Annotated in this window: 17 protein-coding genes; 13 read left to right on the top strand and 4 right to left on the bottom strand. The window is 62.5% G+C overall.

Translation table 11 applies throughout. From position 1 onward, the window contains the following. Positions 1-10: 10 nt before the first annotated feature. From K419_RS0109780 to K419_RS0109740, 9 genes are all read left to right on the top strand, one after another. Positions 11-535, top strand: a complete 525-nt coding sequence (locus K419_RS0109780) for a chemotaxis protein CheW (RefSeq protein WP_026841425.1) — start codon at positions 11-13, stop codon at positions 533-535. Next, a complete protein-coding gene (locus tag K419_RS0109775) occupies positions 532-2,280 on the top strand; it encodes a methyl-accepting chemotaxis protein (RefSeq protein WP_026841424.1) in 1,749 nt (582 codons plus the stop codon). The genes K419_RS0109780 and K419_RS0109775 overlap by 4 nt, the downstream gene beginning before the upstream one ends. Further along, positions 2,265-3,152 (top strand): CheR family methyltransferase, encoded by an 888-nt coding sequence (locus tag K419_RS0109770; protein WP_226377669.1) that lies wholly within the window; start codon positions 2,265-2,267, stop codon positions 3,150-3,152. Before K419_RS0109775 ends, K419_RS0109770 begins: the two co-directional genes overlap by 16 nt. 11 nt (positions 3,153-3,163) lie before the next feature. Beyond that, complete coding sequence (locus K419_RS21870) at positions 3,164-3,715, top strand: histidine kinase (protein ID WP_035497110.1); 552 nt, start codon at positions 3,164-3,166, stop codon at positions 3,713-3,715. Then, on the top strand, positions 3,716-4,807 hold the full coding sequence (locus tag K419_RS0109760) for a protein-glutamate methylesterase/protein-glutamine glutaminase (RefSeq protein ID WP_026841422.1): 1,092 nt from the start codon (positions 3,716-3,718) through the stop codon (positions 4,805-4,807). A 109-nt stretch (positions 4,808-4,916) separates the two neighbouring features. Continuing rightward, positions 4,917-6,689, top strand: a complete 1,773-nt coding sequence (locus K419_RS0109755; RefSeq protein ID WP_026841421.1) for a cache domain-containing protein — start codon at positions 4,917-4,919, stop codon at positions 6,687-6,689. Further along, positions 6,686-9,082, top strand: a complete 2,397-nt coding sequence (locus K419_RS0109750; protein ID WP_026841420.1) for an ATP-binding protein — start codon at positions 6,686-6,688, stop codon at positions 9,080-9,082. Before K419_RS0109755 ends, K419_RS0109750 begins: the two co-directional genes overlap by 4 nt. 12 nt (positions 9,083-9,094) lie before the next feature. Continuing rightward, the gene (locus K419_RS0109745; RefSeq protein WP_026841419.1) at positions 9,095-9,490 is read left to right on the top strand and encodes a response regulator; all 396 of its coding nucleotides are present in this window, start codon (positions 9,095-9,097) and stop codon (positions 9,488-9,490) included. Further along, entirely contained in the window at positions 9,480-10,049 is a 570-nt protein-coding gene (locus tag K419_RS0109740; RefSeq protein WP_026841418.1) for a CheB methylesterase domain-containing protein, read from the top strand. The genes K419_RS0109745 and K419_RS0109740 overlap by 11 nt, the downstream gene beginning before the upstream one ends. A 4-nt stretch (positions 10,050-10,053) precedes the next feature. Here the strand turns inward: K419_RS0109740 and K419_RS0109735 are convergent, their stop codons facing one another. Further along, the gene (locus K419_RS0109735; protein WP_026841417.1) at positions 10,054-10,956 is read right to left on the bottom strand and encodes a LysR family transcriptional regulator; all 903 of its coding nucleotides are present in this window, start codon (positions 10,954-10,956) and stop codon (positions 10,054-10,056) included. 100 nt (positions 10,957-11,056) lie between these two features. Here K419_RS0109735 and K419_RS0109730 point away from each other — a divergent pair, with 100 nt between their 5' ends. The 3 genes from K419_RS0109730 to hcp all read left to right on the top strand — a co-directional run bounded on the left by K419_RS0109730 (position 11,057) and on the right by hcp (position 14,685). Then, on the top strand, positions 11,057-12,289 hold the full coding sequence (locus K419_RS0109730) for an MFS transporter (RefSeq protein ID WP_026841416.1): 1,233 nt from the start codon (positions 11,057-11,059) through the stop codon (positions 12,287-12,289). Positions 12,290-12,351: 62 nt separating this feature from the next. After that, on the top strand, positions 12,352-12,624 hold the full coding sequence (locus K419_RS0109725) for a hypothetical protein (protein WP_012529469.1): 273 nt from the start codon (positions 12,352-12,354) through the stop codon (positions 12,622-12,624). Positions 12,625-13,050: 426 nt separating this feature from the next. Continuing rightward, the gene (hcp, locus tag K419_RS0109720; RefSeq protein WP_318842533.1) at positions 13,051-14,685 is read left to right on the top strand and encodes a hydroxylamine reductase; all 1,635 of its coding nucleotides are present in this window, start codon (positions 13,051-13,053) and stop codon (positions 14,683-14,685) included. A gap of 176 nt (positions 14,686-14,861) precedes the next feature. On the opposite strand, the gene K419_RS0109715 is transcribed toward hcp, so the two are convergent. The 3 genes from K419_RS0109715 to K419_RS23820 form a co-directional block, all read right to left on the bottom strand. After that, complete coding sequence (locus K419_RS0109715) at positions 14,862-15,137, bottom strand: hypothetical protein (RefSeq protein WP_026841414.1); 276 nt, start codon at positions 15,135-15,137, stop codon at positions 14,862-14,864. Between the two features lie 139 nt (positions 15,138-15,276). After that, complete coding sequence (gene ppk1, locus K419_RS0109710) at positions 15,277-17,700, bottom strand: polyphosphate kinase 1 (protein WP_026841413.1); 2,424 nt, start codon at positions 17,698-17,700, stop codon at positions 15,277-15,279. Between the two features lie 191 nt (positions 17,701-17,891). Continuing rightward, positions 17,892-18,047 (bottom strand): hypothetical protein, encoded by a 156-nt coding sequence (locus K419_RS23820; protein WP_198013104.1) that lies wholly within the window; start codon positions 18,045-18,047, stop codon positions 17,892-17,894. 179 nt (positions 18,048-18,226) lie between these two features. Here K419_RS23820 and K419_RS0109700 point away from each other — a divergent pair, with 179 nt between their 5' ends. Next, positions 18,227-19,645: a B12-binding domain-containing radical SAM protein gene (locus K419_RS0109700; protein WP_026841412.1), complete on the top strand. Its 1,419-nt coding sequence runs from the start codon at positions 18,227-18,229 to the stop codon at positions 19,643-19,645. The last annotated feature ends 11 nt before the right edge of the window (positions 19,646-19,656 follow it).

Below are 19,656 nucleotides of genomic sequence, written 5' to 3'. Positions count from 1 at the left end.
CAGAAAAACTATGCAGACAGCTCACGGCAGCGTCGAGCAAGAGACACGGTTGGAAGGGTCGGAGGAGTACCTCACCTTCACGCTGGGAAGCGAAAGCTACGGGATCGACATCCTGAAGGTCCAGGAGATCAGGGGGTACGACTGCGTCACCCGGATCGCCAACACCCCCGCCTTCATCAAGGGGGTGATCAACCTGCGCGGGGTGATCGTGCCGATCGTGGACCTGCGCATCAAGTTCAGCGTCGGGGAGGCCACCTACCACGAGTTCACCGTGGTGATCATCATCAACGTACTGGGGAAGGTGGTGGGGATCGTGGTGGACGGAGTCTCGGATGTGGTAGCGCTCCCGGCGCAGAGCATCAAGCCGCCGCCGGAGCTCGGCGCCGCCCTCGACACCCGCTACATCACGGGGCTCGGGACCTTGAACGACGAGATGCTCATCCTGGTGGATATCGAGAAGCTGATCGGCAGCGAGGAGCTGCAGGTCGTCGACCATAGCACGGAAAACATTCAAAAAGAGGTGGTGAACATATGAAAGCGACCGCGTTTAGTGACTGGAAGATCTTGACCAAAATTCTCAGCATCTCCGTAGCGACCATCGTGATGATGGCGCTGGGGGTGATGTTCTACGTGCTCCCGTTCATGCAGAACAAGCTGATGGCAGAGAAGGTCGACGCCACCAAGGCCGTGGTGGACGTCGCCTACGACGTCATCACCAACAACTACAACGCCTACAAGGCGGGGGCCAAGACCCTGGAGCAGGCGCAGGCCGACGCGCTGAAGCAGATCGGAGAGATGCGCTACCAGGGTAACGAGTACTTCTGGGTCAACAACATGGACACCAAGGTGCTGATGCACCCCATCAGGCCGGAGCTGATCGGCAAGACCCAGTACGACAACAAGGACCCCAACGGCAAGAAGCTCTACGTCGAGTTCGTCAACATCTGCAAGGAGAAGGGCGAAGGGGTGGTGGACTACATGTGGGCCAAGCCCGGCTCCACGGCCCCGGTCCCGAAGATCTCCTACGTGATGCTGATGAAGGAATGGGGCTGGATCGTGGGGAGCGGCATCTACGTAGACAACGTCACCGTCGAGATGAACAAGATGAAGTGGCAGATCATCGGCGCGACCTTCGGGCTGGCGCTCGTCATCTTCGCCTTCGCCTGGTTCGTGGCGAGGAAGATCAAGGAGGCGCTGGACCAGGCCATCGCGGCTTCGAAACGGATCGCCTCGGGCGACCTCACCGCCCACATCGAGGTGAAGAGCAAGGACGAGACCGGCGAGTTGCTCGGCTCGCTCGCCGAGATGAACGAGGGGCTCGCCCGCATCGTGGGTGAGGTGAGAAACGGCGCCGAATCGATCGCCACCGCCACCGAGGAGATCGCGGCAGGCAACGCCGACCTCTCGCAGCGCACCGAGGAGCAGGCAAGCGCCCTGGAGGAGACCGCCTCCAGCATGGAAGAACTCACCTCCACGGTGAAGCAGAACGCGGACAACGCCCAGGCCGCGAACCAGCTCGCCATCAACGCCAGCGGCGTGGCGGTCAAGGGGGGCGAGGTGATCAACCGGGTGGTCACCACCATGGAGTCGATCACGGACAGCTCCAAGAAGATTTCCGACATCATCGGGGTCATCGACGGCATCGCCTTCCAGACCAACATCCTGGCCTTGAACGCCGCCGTCGAGGCGGCGCGCGCAGGCGAACAGGGGAGAGGCTTCGCCGTGGTCGCGGCCGAGGTGAGGAGCCTGGCGCAGCGAAGCGCCGCTGCCGCCAAGGAGATCAAGGCCCTGATCGAGGACTCGGTGGGGAAGGTCCAGGACGGAAGCCGCCTGGTCGAGGAGGCCGGGCGCACCACCCAGGACATCGTCACCAGCATCAAGAGGGTGACCGACATCATGGCTGAGATCTCCGCCGCCTCGCTGGAGCAGTCCAGCGGCATCGAGCAGGTGAACACGGCCATCACCCAGATGGACGACGTGACCCAGCAGAACGCGGCGCTGGTCGAGGAGGCCGCGGCCGCCGCGGAGTCGCTCGAAGAGCAGGCCCAGCAGCTGGTGCAGGTGGTGGCCCGCTTCACCCTGGAAAGTTCGCCCAAGACCCAGGCGCCCGCGGAGAAGCGCAAGGCCGCTGCCGGCCTTGCGGCCAGGCAGAAGGCCCCCGAGAAAAAAGGAAGGGCGCTCACCGCGGCGGGGGTAAAGCCGCGGGAACAGCGGCCGGTCAAGGCGGCTGCGGCTGCGGCCGAGGTAGCCGAGCTTGACGACGATTGGAAGGAATTCTGAGAACGCAGCAGGAAAAAAGCGTGGAGCGGCGCTTTTCGGGAGGGGGGTTCGCCTCCCTCCCGGACGCGTTCCACTACCCCCTTACCGACGACGACTTCGCGCGCGTGCGCGGGCTCATCTACCGCATGGCCGGAATATCCCTGGCGCCGGGGAAGTTCGACATGGTCTACAGCCGCCTGGCGCGCAGGCTGCGCGTGCGGGGGCTGGAATCCTTCGCCCAGTACCTGAGGCTGGTAGAGCTGGGGGACGAGGAGGAGTCGGAGGCGTTCATCAACGCCCTCACCACCAACATGACCTCGTTTTTCCGGGAGCCGCACCACTTCCGGATGCTGGCGGAGCGCCTGGCAAAACGCGGCGGCCGCCCGGTCTCCATCTGGAGTTGCGCCTCATCCAGCGGCGAGGAACCCTACTCCATCGCCATGACGGCGCTGGAGGCGCTCGACGACCCGTCGGGGCTCGACATCCTGGCCAGCGACATCGACACCGCAGTGCTCGCCAAGGCGAGACAGGGGATCTATCCCATCGACCAGCTGGCCAAGGTCCCGCTGCACCTGCGCAAGCGCTTCTTTATGAGGGGTGAGGGAAAAAACGACGGGTTCGCCCGGGTGAAGGAAGAGCTGCGGCAGCCGGTCACTTTCCGGCGCCTGAACCTTCTGGACGAGAAGTGGCCCATCCACGGCAAGTTCGACTTCGTCTTCTGCCGCAACGTGATGATCTACTTCGACCGGGAGACCCAGCACGCCATCCTGAAGAGGATCGCGCGGGTGCTGAACCCCGACGGGCTGCTCTTCGTCGGGCACTCGGAAAGCTTTCATCACACCCAGGAGCTGTTCAAGCTCTGCGGCACCACGGCTTACACGCTTAGAGGCTGAAGGGAGAAGCGATGCTGCTAGCTGAGCGGCAATCCGGCAGGGGTAGCTATTTCGAACCGGAATTCGGCACGGTGGCCGTCAAGATCGTCGCCGGGGAGTGCTTCACCACGGCCGACCCCATCGCCATCACCACGGTGCTCGGCTCCTGCGTCTCGGTCTGCCTCTACGACATAGAGCGCGGGGTGGGAGGGATGAACCACTTCATGCTCCCGGAACTTCTGCAGGGAAGAGGCGCCTCCCCCTGCTCCCGCGCCTGCAGCAGCAACTGCTGCGCCCGCTACGGCAGCTGCGCCATGAGGCAGCTTTTGCAGCAACTGGAGCAGTTGGGGAGCAACCGGAGCCGGCTGGCCGCCAAGGTCTTCGGGGCGGGGCGCGTGATGGCTATGGCCACCGACATAGGCGCCAGCAACGCCTCCTTCGCCCTGGAGTACCTGAGGCAGGAGGGAATACCGGTAGTCGCGTCGGACCTGGGGGATTGCTGCCCCCGCAAACTGGTGTTTTTCCCCCGGACCGGGAAGGCCTGGGTGAAAAGGATGCGGGATCTTCCCGCTGCAAGAGGATAGATGGCAATAAAGGTTCTGATAATAGACGATTCCGCGCTGATACGCTCGCTGCTCACCGAGATCATCAACGCCGAGCCGGACCTGCAGGTGGTCGGCACCGCGCCCGACCCGCTGGCGGCGCGGCAGCGGATCAAGGAGCTGAACCCGGACGTACTGACCCTGGACGTGGAGATGCCGAAGATGGACGGGCTCGCCTTCCTGGAAAAGCTGATGCGGCTGCGCCCCATGCCGGTGGTCATGGTCTCCTCGCTCACCGAGAAGAGCTCTGCGGTGACGCTCAAGGCGCTGGAGATGGGGGCCTTCGATTTCGTCACCAAGCCGAAGATAGATATCCGCAGCGGCATCATGGAGTACGCCGGCGAGCTGACCGAGAAGATCCGCTGCGCCTACCTCTCCGGGCGCAGGATGAAGCGGGCGCGGGGAGGAGAGGTTCGCCCAGCCCCGGAAAAGCTTTCCGCCGACGCTGTCCTCCCCAACCGGCGGGACCACTTCTCCTCCACGGAGAAGGTGATCGCGGTCGGGGCCTCCACCGGCGGGACCGAGGCGCTGAAGACCTTCCTCGCCGCGCTCCCCCCCGACTGCCCGGGGATACTGGTGACCCAGCACATGCCGGAGACCTTCACCAAGACCTTTGCGGCGCGCCTGAACGGGCTTTGCCAACTGGCGGTGAAGGAGGCCGAACACGGGGAGCGGGTGCTGCCGGGGCATGCCTACGTGGCACCCGGCAACCGCCACCTGATGCTGGCCAGAAGCGGCGCCAACTACACCGTGGCGCTGGGGGACGGCCCACCGGTCTCCCGGCACCGCCCCTCGGTGGACGTGCTCTTTCGCTCCGCGGCCAACTGCGCCGGTGCGAACAGCCTCGGGATCATCATGACCGGCATGGGGGACGACGGCGCCGCCGGGATGCTGGAGATGCACGCGGCGGGGGCGAGAACCATCGCCCAGGACGAGGAGAGCTGCGTCGTCTTCGGCATGCCGAAGGAGGCGATCGCCCGCGGCGGCGTCGACGAAGTGGTGCCGCTTGAGGAGATCGCGGGGCGGCTCGTCGCCTGGCTTGCCTCGCACGGCAGGAGAAGTTTCAGGGTGTAGCTGCCGGCAAGAAAAAGGCGCCCTCACCCCGGCCCTCTCCCAGAGGGAGAGGGGGAATGGACAGAGGCATCGGTATGAAGCGGCATGGCCCGTTGAGCAAAGGAAAGACGTGAGGATACACACAAGCAAAATTTCCGTCGTCGTCCTTTTCAGCGCGGTGAGCATCGCGCTGGTGATGATGGCGGCAAGCCACCTCATGCTCGGGCAGATCCGGGAGGAGGCCGTGCGCCAGGCCAGCAGGCAGCAGGAAAGCAGCATGTCGGCCCTATGGGAGCAGATGGCGCGCCGCGGCAGGAACTTCCGCATCGAGGAGGGCAAGCTCTACGTCGGGGACTACTACGTCCTGAACGACAACAGCGAGATTCCGGACCGCATCTTCGCCATCACCGGGAGCAGGGCCACCATCTTCATGGGAGACATCCGGGTCGCCACCAACATCATGCGGTCCGACGGCACCCGCGCGATAGGGACAAAGATGATCGGCCCCGCCTATCAGGCCATCTTCGGCGAGGGAACCAGCTACCGCGGCGAGGCCGATATCCTCGGCATTCCTTACTTCACCGCCTATGACCCGGTGCGGGACATGCACGGCAAGATCATCGGCGCCCTCTTCGTGGGGGTGAAGCAGAGCGAGTACCTGGCAAGCTACGACCGGATCAACCTGAAGATCCGCGCCATCAGCGTATTGTTGGCAGCGATCTTCGTCCTTATGGCTGCGCTTTTGATCCAGGTCCGCAAGAAAAGCGAGATCGCGGCACAGCAGCAGCTCGCCTTCCAGCAGCTGCTTTTGGACACCATACCCAGCCCGATCTTTTCCAAGGACGCCCGAGGGCGCTACAACCTCTGCAACAAGGCCTTCCAGGAGTACGTGGGGGTGCCGAGCGAGGAGCTTTTGGGGAAGACGGTTTTCGACCTTTGGCCCAGGGAGCTGGCGGAGCAGTACCAGCGCATGGACCAGGTCATCATGGAAAGCTCCGGAACGCAGATCTACGAGTCGCAGGTCAAGTATGCGGACGGCACCCTGCACGACGTGCTCTTCCACAAGGCGGCTTTCCGGGACGAAAAGGGGACCCCCGCCGGGCTGGTCGGCGTCATCCTGGACATCACGGAGCGCAAGGAGGCCGAGATGGAGAACAGCAGACTCGCGGCGCAGATGCACCAATCCCGGATGGTAGAGTCGCTGATGATCCAGCTGAACCACGACCTGAACACCCCGCTTACCCCCCTGTTCGCCCTGCTCCCCATGATCGAGAAACAGGTGGACGACCCGGGGCTCAGGAGAATGCTGGAGATCTGCCAGCAGTGCGCGAACCAGATCAAGGGGCTGGCCGAGAAGTCCCTGGACCTGGTCCGGATCTCGTCCGGCCGCCCCCAGTTGATCCCGGTCAAGCTCGCCTGCACGGCGGAGTTCGCCTGCGGCGAAGTCGCGGCCTCCCTGGCGCTGCGCGGCGTGACCTGCCACAACGACATCCCCGCCGACCTGTGGGTCTTGGGAAGCGCGGAACAGCTCTCACTGCTCTTCAGGAACCTGCTCACCAATGCCGCGCGCTACGCCCGTGCCAACGGGCACATCGTGCTGGGGGCCGCGCCCAAGGACGGGATGGTGCAGGTCTGCGTCCAGGACGACGGCGAGGGGCTGGACCAGGAGCACCTGGCCCTGGTCTTCAACGAGTTCTTCAAGGCCGATCCGGCCCGCCAGGACGTGAACACGCAGGGGCTGGGGCTGGCCATCTGCAAGCGGATCATCGCCAACCACGACGGCAGGATCTGGGCGGAGAGCCCCGGCAAGGGGCAAGGGACCACCATCTTCTTTACGCTTAACCCCGCCGGCGATGCGCCGGAGGAAGCCAAGCCCGATCATCCAGGGAGTTACGGCATATGAGCCGCCTTTCCATCGAGCAACTGAAGGCGCGCATCGGCATCACCGTCGGGATCATCGTCGTCGCGGTATTGTGCGTCTCCGGCCTGGGGGGCGCCCCGAAGCTGCCGGCAGCTGCGGATGGCGGCGCGCAACTGCTGCTCGGCCACCCGTTGCAGCATGCGCTGCTGACGCTGGTTTTGTGCCTGCTGATCCTGGCCCTCACCACCCTTTTGTTCCGGCACCTGGACCGCTTGAAGCAGGCGCAGCTCATGGTGGAGGGGCAGAAGGCGGAACTGGCGATAAAGGCCGCCCAGATCGACGCCGCCAACGACAGCATCCTGCAGGTCGACGAGGAGGGGCGGCTGCTCCACTTCAACCAGGCGCTCTGCCGGCTCACGGAGTACGATTGCGACGAGCTGTCGGGGATGCGGCTGCAGGAGATCGAACCGCCGGAATACGGCGGCCGGTTCGAGGCGATCGTTAACGGGCTGCGGGAATCGAAAGAGGCGACCTTCGAAAGCGTCTATCTCACCAAAGGCGGGGCTGCCGTTCCGGTCGAGGTCCATTCCCGCCTGCTGGAGGGCGAGAGCAAGACCCAGATCCTCGCCATCGCCCGGGACATCACCGAGAGAAAGCGCAGCGAGCAAAGGGAGCGCTGCCGGCTGAACACCCTGGAGCGGATAGCGACGGACGCCTCGCTCGACGAGCTTTTGGGGTGCGTGGTGAGGTACGTAGAGCAGGAGATCCCGGGTTCGCTCTGCTCGGTCCTTCTGGTGGACGAATCCGGCACCAGGCTGCGCCACGGCGCCGCCCCCTCGCTCCCCGAGGCCTACAACCAGGCGGTGCACGGCCTTCGGATCGGCAAGGGAAAAGGGTCCTGCGGGACCGCCGCCTTCCTCAGGCAACGGGTAGTGGTGGAGGATCTGGGGTCGCACCCGTACTGGAACGGGTTCCAGCCCGCCCGGGATGCGGGGCTTTCCGCCTGCTGGTCCGAGCCGGTCTTCGCCTCCAACGGCATCCTGCTCGGGACCCTGGCGGTCTATCACCGCGAGCCCCGCGCCCCCGACAACGACGACCTGCGCCTCATGGAGTCGGCGGCCCATCTGGCCGGGATCGCCATCGGAAGGGTGCGGGCCGACGACGGCAGGCGGGTTTTGGAGGATCAACTGCGCCACAGCCAGAAGATCGAGGCCGTGGGGCAGCTGGCGGCGGGGGTGGCGCACGACTTCAACAACCTGCTGACGCCGATCATAGTCTACGCCGACATGCTGCGGCAGTACTGCCCGGCGGGAAGCACCCAGGCGCGCATGGTGGACGCCATGGGTCAGGCGGCCCAAAAGGCGGGGGATCTGACCCAGAAGCTCCTCTCCTTCGGGCGCAAACAGGCGCTCCACGTGGAGCAATTGGACCTGAACGAGGTGATCGTCTCCTTCAGGGACATACTGCGTGCCACCGCGCGGGACAACGTCACCATCGACCTGCGGCTTTCCCCGGGTGCCGCCAAGGTGCAGGCGGACCGGGGGCAACTGGAGCAGGTGCTTTTGAACCTCCTTTTGAACGCCCAAGACGCCATCGACGGAACCGGCTCGATCTGCGTCGAGACCGGGCACCTGATACTGGACGAGGAGTTCCACAGGCAGCATCCGGTCGCCAAGCCCGGGCACTACATACTGCTCGCCTTCTCGGACGACGGCTGCGGCATGGCGGAGGAGACGCTCAGGCACATGTACGAGCCCTTCTTCACCACCAAGGAGACAGGGCGCGGCACCGGCCTCGGGCTCGCCACCGTGTACGGCATCGTCAAGCGCCATGGCGGCTGCATCGACGTCAAGAGCCGCCCCGGAGAGGGGACCAGGTTCGGCATCTATCTCCCCGCCAGTTCCAGCAGCGCAGAACCTGTCACGGCCTCACCCTCGCGCGCCGCGATCCCCCCCGCCGCGGGAAAGGGAAAGACCATCCTCCTCGTCGAGGACAACGCCATGATCCGCGAGGTGGCAGAGGATCTGCTCGCCTCCTTCGGCTACGCGGTCTTGGCGGCCCAAAGCCCGGCCCGGGCGCTGGAGCTTGCCAAGGAGCAGCAAACGATAGACCTCTTGGCGACCGACGTGGTCATGCCCGAGATGACCGGACCCGAGCTCTACGAGAAACTGCTTGAAAATTACCCGGGGCTACCGGTACTGTACATCTCCGGCTACAGCGCGGGGCTCCTGCCGCTCGACGAGAGCCAGCGCCAGGACGCCATCTTCCTGGCCAAGCCCTTCACCCTGGAACAGTTCATGGGCAAGATCGGGGAGATGCTCGGCTCGGACCTCCTCCCGGCGGTGCAGACGCCGCTGGACGAGGCGATGGCCAGGCTGGTAACGAGAAGCTCCCGGCTAGTCAAGGACCCAGCGGATATATCCGCCACAGCATAAAGGAAGGTGCACATGAATAACCGGATAATGATCGTGGACGACAACGAATACGTACGGGCATCGGTCGAGATAATCTGCAGTTCGGCGCAGCTCGACCTGGCCACGGCCGCCAGCGGGCCGGAGTGCCTGAAGCACCTGGAATCGGGATTCAAGGGGATCATCCTGATGGACATCATGATGCCCGGCATGGACGGCTGGGACACCATCAGGGCGATGGTGGACCGGGGGCTCTACGACGGGAACATCGTCGTGATGCTCACCGGGATGGGGGAGCCGGACGGCAAGATGGAGGGTCTGCAGGAATACGTCTCGGACTACATGACCAAGCCCTTCGGCCCGGACCAGCTGATCGAATCGCTTGAGTACTACCTTACCCTTTTGAACACCCCGGTGGACTATGAGCGCTAGGAATCTGGTGGTCATCGGAGTTTCCACCGGTGGGCCGCTGACCCTCAAGGCCCTGTTCCGGGAGTTGCCGGCGCTCGATGCGGCCTTCGTCGTGGTGCTCCACATCACGCCGCAGATGGACTACCGCATCGCCCAGGGGCTGGACGCGGTCGCCTCCATGCCGGTAGCGCTCGCCGAAGACCAGGAGTTCCTGAGAAGCGGCAGGATCTACCTGGCCCCCGGAGGGTTCCACCTGAGGCTGGACGGCAACCAGCGGGTCGTGCTCTGCGAGGGGCCGCGCGTCAACTACGTCCAGCCGGCCGCCGACGTCGCCATGCTCTCGCTCACCCGGCAGCTCAAAGGTAAGCTGGTCGGCATCGTACTGACCGGCATGGGGAAGGACGGCGCCGAGGGGATCAGGCACATCAAACAGATAGGGGGGATCACCATGGCGCAGGACCAGCAATCCTCCACCATCTACGGCATGCCGAAAGCGGCCGCCGAAACAGGCGCCGTCGACTTCGTGCTCCCCCCGCAAAAGATCGCAGCCAAACTAAGGGAGATCCTCGACCCGCTTTAGCCGCTCAGTCGGATGCCGCCTGGCTGCGCCACTCCTCCGCCGCATGCTGCAGCAGGAAGTCGACGAAGGCGCGGTTGGCAAGGGAGAGATAGGTATCCTTCTTCCAGGCGATCAGGAGGTCCAAGTGCAGCGGCGGGTCGAAGGGGACGGCGACCAGGTCGGTATCGGCCGCAACCACCATCCTGAGGAAGATGGAGATCCCGGTGCCGTTTCGCACCAGCGACTTCACCAGCGAGAATAGGTTGGTCTCGAAGACGATATTGGGCGCGCTCCCGGCCCCTTTCAGCACCTCCAGGAAGAACTCCCGGATGTAGTACCCCTCCTTGTAAAAGACCAGCGGCTCGCGGATGAACTCCACGAGGCTCACCGACTTACGTTGGGCGAAGGGGTGATCCGGCGGCACGCAGATCACGATCTCCTCCCGCAGGAAGCGGCGCACCTCCAGCGTCTCCGGGAAATTCCCCCCCGCCACCACCCCCATGTCCAGCTCCCCTTGACCGATCATCTTCTGGATGCGCCAGGCCCCCTCACCCAGGACCGAAAGGTGCAACTGCGGGTAGCTTTTCTTGAAGTCCCGGATGATGTCGGGGAAGAAATAGGCGCTGATCATGGGAGGGATGCCGAGCCTCACCTCCCCCTTGCTGAGCCCTTTCAGCTCCGCCATCTCCAATTCGGCCGCCCTCAGATCGTCGAGTATGCGTTTCGCATGCGGAAGGAAAATCTCCCCCTCGGCGGTGAGGGATACCTTCTTGTCCTGACGGTTGAAGAGGGAGAGCTCCAGCTCCTGTTCCAGCTTCTTCACCGCCATGCTGACGGCCGGCTGCGCTATGTGCAGCGCCTCCGCGGCCTTGGTGAAATTTTTCACCCTGGCCACCTCGATGAAGTACCTCAATTGCCTGACGTCCATCCGATCCTCCATAAGCATTAACTATCAAAGCGATAAATATTATATATTTTTCTTATTGTGAAGCAACCGATATAGTCGTTCCAATGAGAGGTACAGGACCATGGGATCGATAAAAAGCGGAACCAGGAGATACCGGCAGATCAACCTTGCTTTCTTCATGGCCGGCTTCGTCACCTTCATCACGCTCTACGACGTGCAGCCGCTGCTGCCCGAGTTCTCACGGGAATTCGGCGTCGCCGCCGCCTGGGGGAGCCTGCCGCTCTCGATAACCACCTGCGCCCTCGCCGTCGCCATGCTCTTCGCCGGTACCATCTCGGAAACGATGGGACGGAAAAAAGTGATGGTGGCCTCTCTGGTCGCGACCTCCCTCCTGGCGTTTCTCACCTCGCAGACCTCCACCCTCCCCGAACTGGTCGCGGTTAGGCTGGTCCAGGGGGTGGTGCTCGCGGGGCTTCCGGCAGTGGCGATGGCGTACCTGAGCGAAGAGATCGCCCCCGCGTCGCTCACCTCCGCCATCGGCCTCTACATAAGCGGCAACGCCATCGGCGGCATGACCGGAAGGATCTTCACCGCCACCATGACCGAGTTGGTCTCCTGGCGCTCCGCCCTGGCCGTGATCGGGATAGCGTGCTTCTTGCTGAGCCTTTACTTCGCCAAGTCGCTCCCCCCTTCGGAGAATTTCAAGCAAAGGCCCTTCGCCGCGCGCTACTTCTTCACCTCGCTCTTCAAGCAGTTGCAGGACCCGGGGCTTCTCTGCCTCTACGGCATTTCCTTCCTCATCATGGGGAGCTTCGTCACGCTCTACAACTACATCACCTTCAGGCTCCTGGGCTCACCCTATTACCTGAGCCAGTCGCTGGTGAGCCTCATCTTCCTGGTCTACATGCTCGGCTCCTTCAGTTCGTCCATGGTGGGGGGGCAGGTGGAGCGCTTCGGAAGGAGCCGCATGCTCTTTCTCACCATCGCCACCATGGTTGCCGGGGCGCTGATCACGCTGGCCCATGACGTCCCCACCGTCGTTGCGGGAATCGGCGTTTTCACCTGCGGCTTCTTCGGCGCCCACACCATCGCTTCGGCATGGGTCGGGAGCAGGGCGAAAAGCGCCCGGGCGCAGGCGGCGTCACTCTACCTCTTCTTCTATTACCTGGGATCGAGCGTCTCCGGGACCGTCGGGGGGCTCTTCTGGGCCCGGCACGGCTGGGTCGGGGTGGTGCTATTGATCATGGGGCTTCTCTGCCTGGGGCTGTTCCTTTTGAAGGCGCTAACGCTTTGTGCCGAGGGAAGCTGCAACGCCAAAAACGCCGTAGCAAGGCTGGACGCGCTGAGCAGTTGAACCCTCAAGTTCCGCAAATGGCCGCCGATATGTCCCCTATCAGCAGGGACAAGGAGCAAGCCATGTCGGACTTAATACGTGTAGCAAACGGGGTAGCGATACCCCTGGAAATGCTGGGAACCTGGGACCGGGTTGCCGAGCTGGCCGCCAAATACGGGCCGGTGTTCGAGGCGGACCTGGTTCGCCTGGGTTTCAATCTGCGCCCGATCTACAACCTCAACAACTCCATCGGAGGCGAGCAGGCCATCGCCTTCGGCACCGCCACCTCTTCGAGCCTGCAGTTCGTCGTGCGCCCCGACATCTACCACGCGATGGTGGGGAGCATCGTCCACTGAAAGCCCCCCCCTTCCGGACCGGTGGTGGCATGATCCACCGGCAAGCGCCCCCCACCCGACAAGAACCAACAGCTTCCCCCATAGCTTTTGATGCCGCGGGTCCTCTTCGTGGCACCTCCCTCACCCGGCCTGCGGCCACCCTCTCCCAGAGGGCGAGGGTAAGCCACCGCCTATCCTCCCTCTCCCTCTCCGCCCCGCCAAAAGACAAAAAAGATCCCGATGGCCAGAATCTTCGTTTTATGACTTAGGTCAAGGTCCGGCTCCACATTTGCCGTTAATGTGGGTCCATCGAAAGACGGCACCCGTGACCCGGGCAACCAGGTACGGCCGAGATAATACGCCCAGGAGAGACGGATGAAAAACTTGATCAAAAGCTTATTCGGAATTTCGACCTCAACCAACAACAATGAGAAAAAGGGGGAAACGATGGAAAACATGTTCTGCTTTCAGTGCGAACAGGCTGCAAACGGTGGTTGCTCCAAGGTAGGCGTCTGCGGCAAGCAGCCGGACGTAGCGGCACTCCAGGACCTGCTGGTCTACACCATGAAAGGGATCGCCTTCTGGGCGGACAAGGCCCGCGGCAAAGGGGTGAAGAACGCCGAGATCGACCACTTCATGATTGACGGACTCTTCACCACGGTCACCAACGTAGACTTCAGCGCCGAAGAAGTGGCCAAGCTGGTGCGCAAGGGCGCCACGCTGCGCGACAAAGCACAGTCCCTCTTCGAGCAGGCCAACGGCGGCGCTTACGCCGGCGCGGTCCCAGAAACAGCCAAGGGGTTCACCGCAACCACCACCGCCGAACTGGTCGCCCTGGGCGCCGCACACGGCGTCAAGTCTGACGAGATCGATGCGGACGTGAAATCGGTCCAGGAAATCATCGTTTACGGGATGAAAGGTTACGCAGCGTACGCCCACCACGCGCTGGTGATCGGCCGCGAGAACGACGAGATCTACGCCTTCACCCACAAGGCGCTGGCAGCCACCCTCGACCTGACCCTGGGCCTCATGGACTTCGTCGGCCTCGCCATGGAGTGCGGCCGCATCAACCTGGTGACCATGGAGCTCCTCGACAAGGCCAACACCGACAGCTTCGGCCACCCGGTACCGACCCCGGTACAACTCGGCACCAAGGCGGGCAAGGCGATCCTCGTTTCCGGCCACGACCTCCGCATGCTGGAAGAGCTCCTGAAGCAGACCGAAGGCAAAGGGATCAACATCTACACCCACGGCGAGATGCTCCCGGCGCACGGCTACCCCGGCCTCAAGAAGTACGCCCACCTGGCAGGCAACTTCGGCGGCGCATGGCAGGACCAGGCCAAGGAATTCGTCAACTTCCCCGGCGCCATCATCTTCAACACCAACTGCATCCAGCGCCCGGCCGAAAGCTACAAGGACCGCCTCTTCACCTGGGGCCTGGTACAGTGGCCGGACGTCAAGAACATCAACGGCATGGACTTCACCCCGGTCATCGACAAGGCGCTCGCGCTTCCCGGCTTCGAAGAGAACCCCGGCCAGGAGATCCTCACCGGCTTCGGGCACAACGCGGTGCTCGGCGTGGCCGACAAGGTCATCGAGGCGGTCAAGGCAGGCGATATCCGTCACTTCTTCCTGATCGGCGGCTGCGACGGCGCGAAGAGCGGCCGTAACTACTACACCGAGTTCGCCGAGAATGTTCCGAAGGACTGCGTCATCCTGACTCTGGCCTGCGGCAAGTACCGCTTCAACAAGCTCGACTTCGGCGACATCGGCGGCATCCCGCGCCTTCTGGACATCGGCCAGTGCAACGACGCCTACTCCGCGATCCAGATCGCCGTGGCTCTTGCCGGCGCCTTCAACTGCGGCGTAAACGAGCTGCCCCTCTCCTTCATCCTCTCCTGGTACGAGCAGAAGGCGGTGGCGATCCTCCTCACCCTGCTCCACCTGGGCGTGAAGAACATCAAGCTCGGACCGAGCCTGCCGGCCTTCATCACCCCGAACGTACTCAACTTCCTGGTTGAGAACTTCAACATCGGGCCGATCGGGACCGCCGAAGGCGACCTGAAGCAGATCCTCGGCTAGAACCAAAGGCCCTCACCACAGAGGGGACACAGAGGTTCACAGAGGAAAAGCAAAAACCATGACGTAAAGAAGGCGGCCCCGGAATCGGGGCCGCCTTTTCTATTGACGGGTGCAAACAAAGGCCGCAACTGACTGCGGCCTTTGCGTGCGAGCTATGATCATAAAAGGTGGAGGTTCTATTCCTCCTTCTTTTTCCCGGCCTCTGTTTCAGGGATGACGCTTTCGCAGATGATCTTCTTGCTGTACTGCATGTGTGAGTACAGGAACCCTCCTCCCAGCGTAGTGGGCGAGCAGACGTTGTCAGGCGAGTTGGCGTTCACCAGGCAAATTGAGCAGGTCACCGTCGGGTTGTCAGTCAGTTTCTCCACCTCTTCAACTTTTCCCTTGCTGTGCAGGTAGCAGATGTGATGCTCGTGATCGCCTGCGCAGACATTTGTTTCTTTCGGCCCCATCTGAGTCTCCCCCTGTTTTGTGTTGAGCACCACAACATGCTAACTCTTTTCGCTTCCGCTGTCATCCACCGGCCGCTTTGAAGCTTTAGTCCTGTTGTAGGTTTCTCAGATTCTCTCCGTGTTCTTCGCGGCTAGCGGTTTACCGTTGCTGCAAAGACTTTTTCTTCTGCTTCAACGATTCCTTCAACCTTTTCTGTGCCTGAGCTATCAGCATCTGATGCGTCCCCTCGCCGCTTTCCCCTTCTGCGGGGTTGCGCTGCAGATAGCTGCCGTCGGGCTGCATGTCCCAGGCGGAACGGTGGTCGGCGTCGTAGCAGTCGAACACCGCACGCAGTTCGGCGACAAATTCGGGAGCCGTCACCGGGCAGAGGATCTCGACCCTCGCCTCCAGGTTTCTTTTCATGGCGTCAGCCGAGGCGATGAAGTATTCCCCAGCTCCCCCGTTGCGGAAATAGTAAAGCCTCGCGTGTTCCAGGAAGCGCCCGACGATGCTGGTCACGCGGATATGATCCGAGAGCCTGGGGATGCCGGGTCTCAGCCTGCAGGTATCCCGCACGTAGAGATCGACCTTCACCCCCGCCATGGAGGCCCGGTAGAGGGCCTTCACTATGTCGCCGTCCTCCAGCGCGTTCATCTTGAACTGGATCACCCCGCCGCCATTCTCCAAGTGCAGCGCCATCTCCCGTTCAATCCGCGCCAGGAGCGCCTTTTTGAGCAGCTTGGGCGCGGGCATGACGGCGCGGTAGTTGCGCTTGGCCGAAAACCCGGTGGTTAAGTAGTTGAAGAGCTCGGTGACGTCCTGCGCGATCACCTCGTCGCAGGTGATGAGCCCTATGTCGCTGTAGATGCGCGCGGTCTCGGTGTGGTAGTTGCCGGTGCCGACGTGGACGTAGCGGCGCAGCCCCTGATAGTCCTGCCGCACCACGAGGATCACCTTGCAGTGGGTCTTAAGCCCCACTACGCCGTAGGTCACGTGGATCCCCGCCTCCTCCATCAGCTCGGCGAAGCGGATGTTGGCCGCCTCGTCGAAGCGCGCCTTCAGCTCCACTACCACGGCGACCTGCTTGCCGTTTTGTGCCGCCAGAATCAGGGCGTCGATGATCCGGCTCTGGCTAGAGGTGCGATACAGGGTCATCTTGATGGCCCGGACCTTGGGGTCGGTCCCCGCCTCGCGCAGGAACCTCTCCACCGAGGTGGAAAAGGAGACATAGGGGTGCTGCAAAAGGATCGCCCCCGTGTCCCGGATGGTGTGGAAGATGTTGCGCGAGGCCAGAAGCTGCGGGTGGTCGATGGGATGATGGGGGGGATCGTGCAGGCGCGGGTAGTCGAGCTTCGAGATCTCGAACAGGTCCCTGAGCGCGAGCATCCCCTGCACCTCGAAGACGTCGTTCGCCTCGTCCAGCTCCAGCTCCGCCGCCAGCCGCCCGCGGTGCAGCGGCTCCATCCCGGCGCCGACCTCCAGCCTGACTATGGGCGCGAACTTCCGCTCCTTCAGCTCCGACTCGATCATCGCCATCAGGTCGTCCGCCTCTTCCTCGTCCTTCTCGGTGTTGGCGTTGCGGGTGACCCGGAAGATCTCGCAGGAGACGATGAGCATGCCGGGAAAGAGCATGTCCAGGTTGTTCATCATCACCTGTTCGAGCGGGATGAAGTGATCCCCCTTCCCCACCCTGATGAAGCGCGGCGTTCCGAGACCTACCGGGACCTTGACCCGCGCCAGGGAGATCTCGCGCGCCTTGGGGTAGCGCAGGGCGACCAGCAGGTTGAGCGAGAGGTTGGAGATGAAGGGAAACGGATGCGCCGGGTCGATGGATTGAGGGGTCAAAAGCGGATAGATGTTGGCGTAGTAATGCTCGCGCAGTTGCTTCTTTTCTTTGGCGGAGAGGGTGTCGTAGCTCTCGATGACGATCCCTTTCGCCTCCAGGAGCTGCAGCACCGTCTTGAAGGCGTCCCTTTTCTGCGCCTCGATCTCGCGGATCATGCTGCGGCACTCGGTCACCTGCTGCAAAGGGGTGCGGCCGTCCAGGGTGAGCTCGTGCAGCCCCGCCCCGATCTGCTGCTTAAGGCCGCCGATCCTTTTCATGTAGAACTCGTCTAGGTTGCCGCTCACGATGGCGATGAACTTCAGCCGTTCCAAAAGCGGCGTCCGCTCGTCGATCGCCTCGTGCAGCACGCGCCGGTTGAACTCAAGCCAAGTCAGCTCGCGGTTCAGATACCATTGGCTGTCGCCCAAGTCGAACTCGGCTTCTGGATCGCCCAGCTTCGAAGTGACGGCTCCTTTGGCCGCGCCCTTCGCCTTGGCCGCTTTCTGCTTGTTCGCCTTGGGCTTGACGCTCTTCGCCTTGGGAGTTTTCTTCTTGGTGCCGCTATTTTTGGCAGGGGTTTCGACCGATGCAACAGTCAAGGCGTCCACTATCGCTTCTGCGGGTGCATCCTGTTCACTGGCGGGGGGCGTAATGGCAGGAAATTCGAGAGTACTGACAGGAGTCTTTTCACCTTCCTCTGCTAACTGCAGGAGTTCCACTTCGGGTTCATCTTTGGGAACGACGCTCTTGGTCTCCATTGCCTGTGATCTCCGGGATTCTAGGAATGAAATATTCTTACATACTATCAGGCAATGACAACCTCTCCCACTGATTCAATGGCTGCGCGCACCCCCCGGCAAAAACAAAGCCCCCGCACCATCTGTTCTTTTACAGTGGTACGGGGGTCCTTTGATAGCTGCTCTTTGATTCTCTTAGGGCGGTTTTTCCTTCAGCTCTCTTCAGGGTTCCTCCTGCCTCCCTTGAGTGACCTTTTCCTGAGGATCTTCATGATTTCTGCGGAGCTCATTTCCACCTGTCTTTGCCGGCGCCGCTCTACAATCATGACGACCGGAGCTTCCTCTTTTCTAGCATCGCCTTCTCCCATGATCCACCTCCCGACCGCGACGACGTCCTCTGCTCCACGGTTTAATTCTGGCGGAGATTTTACTGTAGATCAAATACCTGCACAATTCTGAGCTGTCCTGCAAGGGCAATTGCGTTGCCAACGGCTATCAACCCATTACAATGTTTAGGTTTTAAAATCCCCCCCTGTCAAGGACGCACATGAAGATTCTTCTGCTGGCCATGCCCGACGCGGCAAACAACTTCCACCGCATCATCAAGGTTCCGAACCTGGGGCTATGCTCGCTCGCGGCGGAGCTTTCCGAACACGAGGTGAAGATCGTCGACCTGGTGCTGGTGCACCGGAACATCCGCCCCTGGCTGGAGGCGTTCCTTGCCGAATTCCAGCCGCAGGTAATCGGCATCAGCAGCATGAGCTTCCAGTACCGAAGCGCTTTGACCGTGATGGAGATCTGCCGCAACACTGTGCCGCGCGCGAAGCTGGTGCTGGGGGGGTACCACGCCACCTTGTCCTATCTCGAACTCACCTCGCAGCCGGCTGTCCCACCTTTCGATTATCTGATCCGGGGCGAAGGAGAGCAGGCGTTCGCGGCGCTCGTCGACGCGCTGGAAGGGGAGTTGAGCCTGGCAGCGGTGCCGGCTCTTTCCTGGTCCGACGAGGGGGCCTTCCGCCACAACCCGACCGACCAACTGCTCGATCTGCAACGGGTGCCGCTGCCGGCACGGGATGCGCGCGTTCTCGACAGCTTCACCTATTTCGACCGCAAGCTCGACTGCGTGGAAACCTCGCGCGGCTGCACCATGACCTGCACCTTCTGCTCCATAACCGGCATGTATGGCGCGAACTTTCGCTGCCATGCCTTGGAAAGAGTGATCGCCGACCTGAAGGAACTCAAGCGGCGGGGAACGCAAAGCGTGCTGATCGTCGACGACAACATCACGCTCGATCCGCCCCGGTTCACCCGTCTCGCCCGCGCCATCGTGGAGCATGGGCTGAACAGCATGGAGTACCTGGTGCAGACGTCCGTGGCCGGCATCGTCGCCGACCCAGAGTTGATACCGGCGCTGGCCGAGGCCAACTTCGCCATGGTGTTCTTGGGGATCGAGTCGGTGTTGCCGGAAACGCTCGCCATGTTTCAGAAGGGGGATATCAGGGAGAAGACGGATCAGGCCGTGCGCCGTCTGCGCGAGCACGGCATCGGCGTCATGGGGGGCTTCATCGTCGGCAACCCGGACGACGGGCGGGAGGAGATCCGGGAGGTCTTTCGCGCCTCGCGGCGGTTGCACGTCGATCTCCCCTACGTGCAGTGCGTCACGCCGTACCCCGGCACGCGGATCCGGCAGGAATTGCTGGAACAGGGACTGGTCACCAACCCCGACCGGCTGGAGCGCTACACGGGTTTCATGTGCAACGTGAGGACCAGGCGCCTCACCACCGGGCAGTTGAACCGCATCATGAACTGGGAGAACATGAAGGCATTTTTCAGCCCACAGATGTTCGTCGGCAACTATTTCGTCAGGAGAAGGGAAAAGGGAGCGCTGAAGGTGCTGCTCAACAACCTGGACCTGGTACGCGGCTGGTTTCTGGGTGACCAGTTCCGCTCCCGCCACCGTTTTTGAAGGTTCTGTCT

The sequence above is a fragment of the Citrifermentans bremense R1 genome (assembly GCF_000426865.1).
Lineage (GTDB): Bacteria > Desulfobacterota > Desulfuromonadia > Geobacterales > Geobacteraceae > Geomonas > Geomonas bremensis.
The sequence above is the reverse complement of the archived record's forward strand: the minus strand, read 5'-3'. Positions and strand labels throughout refer to the sequence as shown.

Excerpts from the sequence above, each read along its gene's own strand:
- K419_RS0109780 (WP_026841425.1), top strand. The coding sequence starts at position 11 with ATGCAGACAGCTCACGGCAGCGTCGAGCAAGAGACACGGTTGGAAGGG.
- K419_RS0109775 (WP_026841424.1), top strand. The coding sequence starts at position 532 with ATGAAAGCGACCGCGTTTAGTGACTGGAAGATCTTGACCAAAATTCTC.
- K419_RS21870 (WP_035497110.1), top strand. The coding sequence starts at position 3,164 with ATGCTGCTAGCTGAGCGGCAATCCGGCAGGGGTAGCTATTTCGAACCG.
- K419_RS0109760 (WP_026841422.1), top strand. The coding sequence starts at position 3,716 with ATGGCAATAAAGGTTCTGATAATAGACGATTCCGCGCTGATACGCTCG.
- K419_RS0109750 (WP_026841420.1), top strand. The coding sequence starts at position 6,686 with ATGAGCCGCCTTTCCATCGAGCAACTGAAGGCGCGCATCGGCATCACC.
- K419_RS0109745 (WP_026841419.1), top strand. The coding sequence starts at position 9,095 with ATGAATAACCGGATAATGATCGTGGACGACAACGAATACGTACGGGCA.
- K419_RS0109740 (WP_026841418.1), top strand. The coding sequence starts at position 9,480 with ATGAGCGCTAGGAATCTGGTGGTCATCGGAGTTTCCACCGGTGGGCCG.
- K419_RS0109735 (WP_026841417.1), bottom strand. The coding sequence starts at position 10,956 with ATGGACGTCAGGCAATTGAGGTACTTCATCGAGGTGGCCAGGGTGAAA.
- K419_RS0109730 (WP_026841416.1), top strand. The coding sequence starts at position 11,057 with ATGGGATCGATAAAAAGCGGAACCAGGAGATACCGGCAGATCAACCTT.
- K419_RS0109725 (WP_012529469.1), top strand. The coding sequence starts at position 12,352 with ATGTCGGACTTAATACGTGTAGCAAACGGGGTAGCGATACCCCTGGAA.
- hcp (WP_318842533.1), top strand. The coding sequence starts at position 13,051 with ATGGAAAACATGTTCTGCTTTCAGTGCGAACAGGCTGCAAACGGTGGT.
- K419_RS0109715 (WP_026841414.1), bottom strand. The coding sequence starts at position 15,137 with ATGGGGCCGAAAGAAACAAATGTCTGCGCAGGCGATCACGAGCATCAC.
- ppk1 (WP_026841413.1), bottom strand. The coding sequence starts at position 17,700 with ATGGAGACCAAGAGCGTCGTTCCCAAAGATGAACCCGAAGTGGAACTC.
- K419_RS23820 (WP_198013104.1), bottom strand. The coding sequence starts at position 18,047 with ATGGGAGAAGGCGATGCTAGAAAAGAGGAAGCTCCGGTCGTCATGATT.
- K419_RS0109700 (WP_026841412.1), top strand. The coding sequence starts at position 18,227 with ATGAAGATTCTTCTGCTGGCCATGCCCGACGCGGCAAACAACTTCCAC.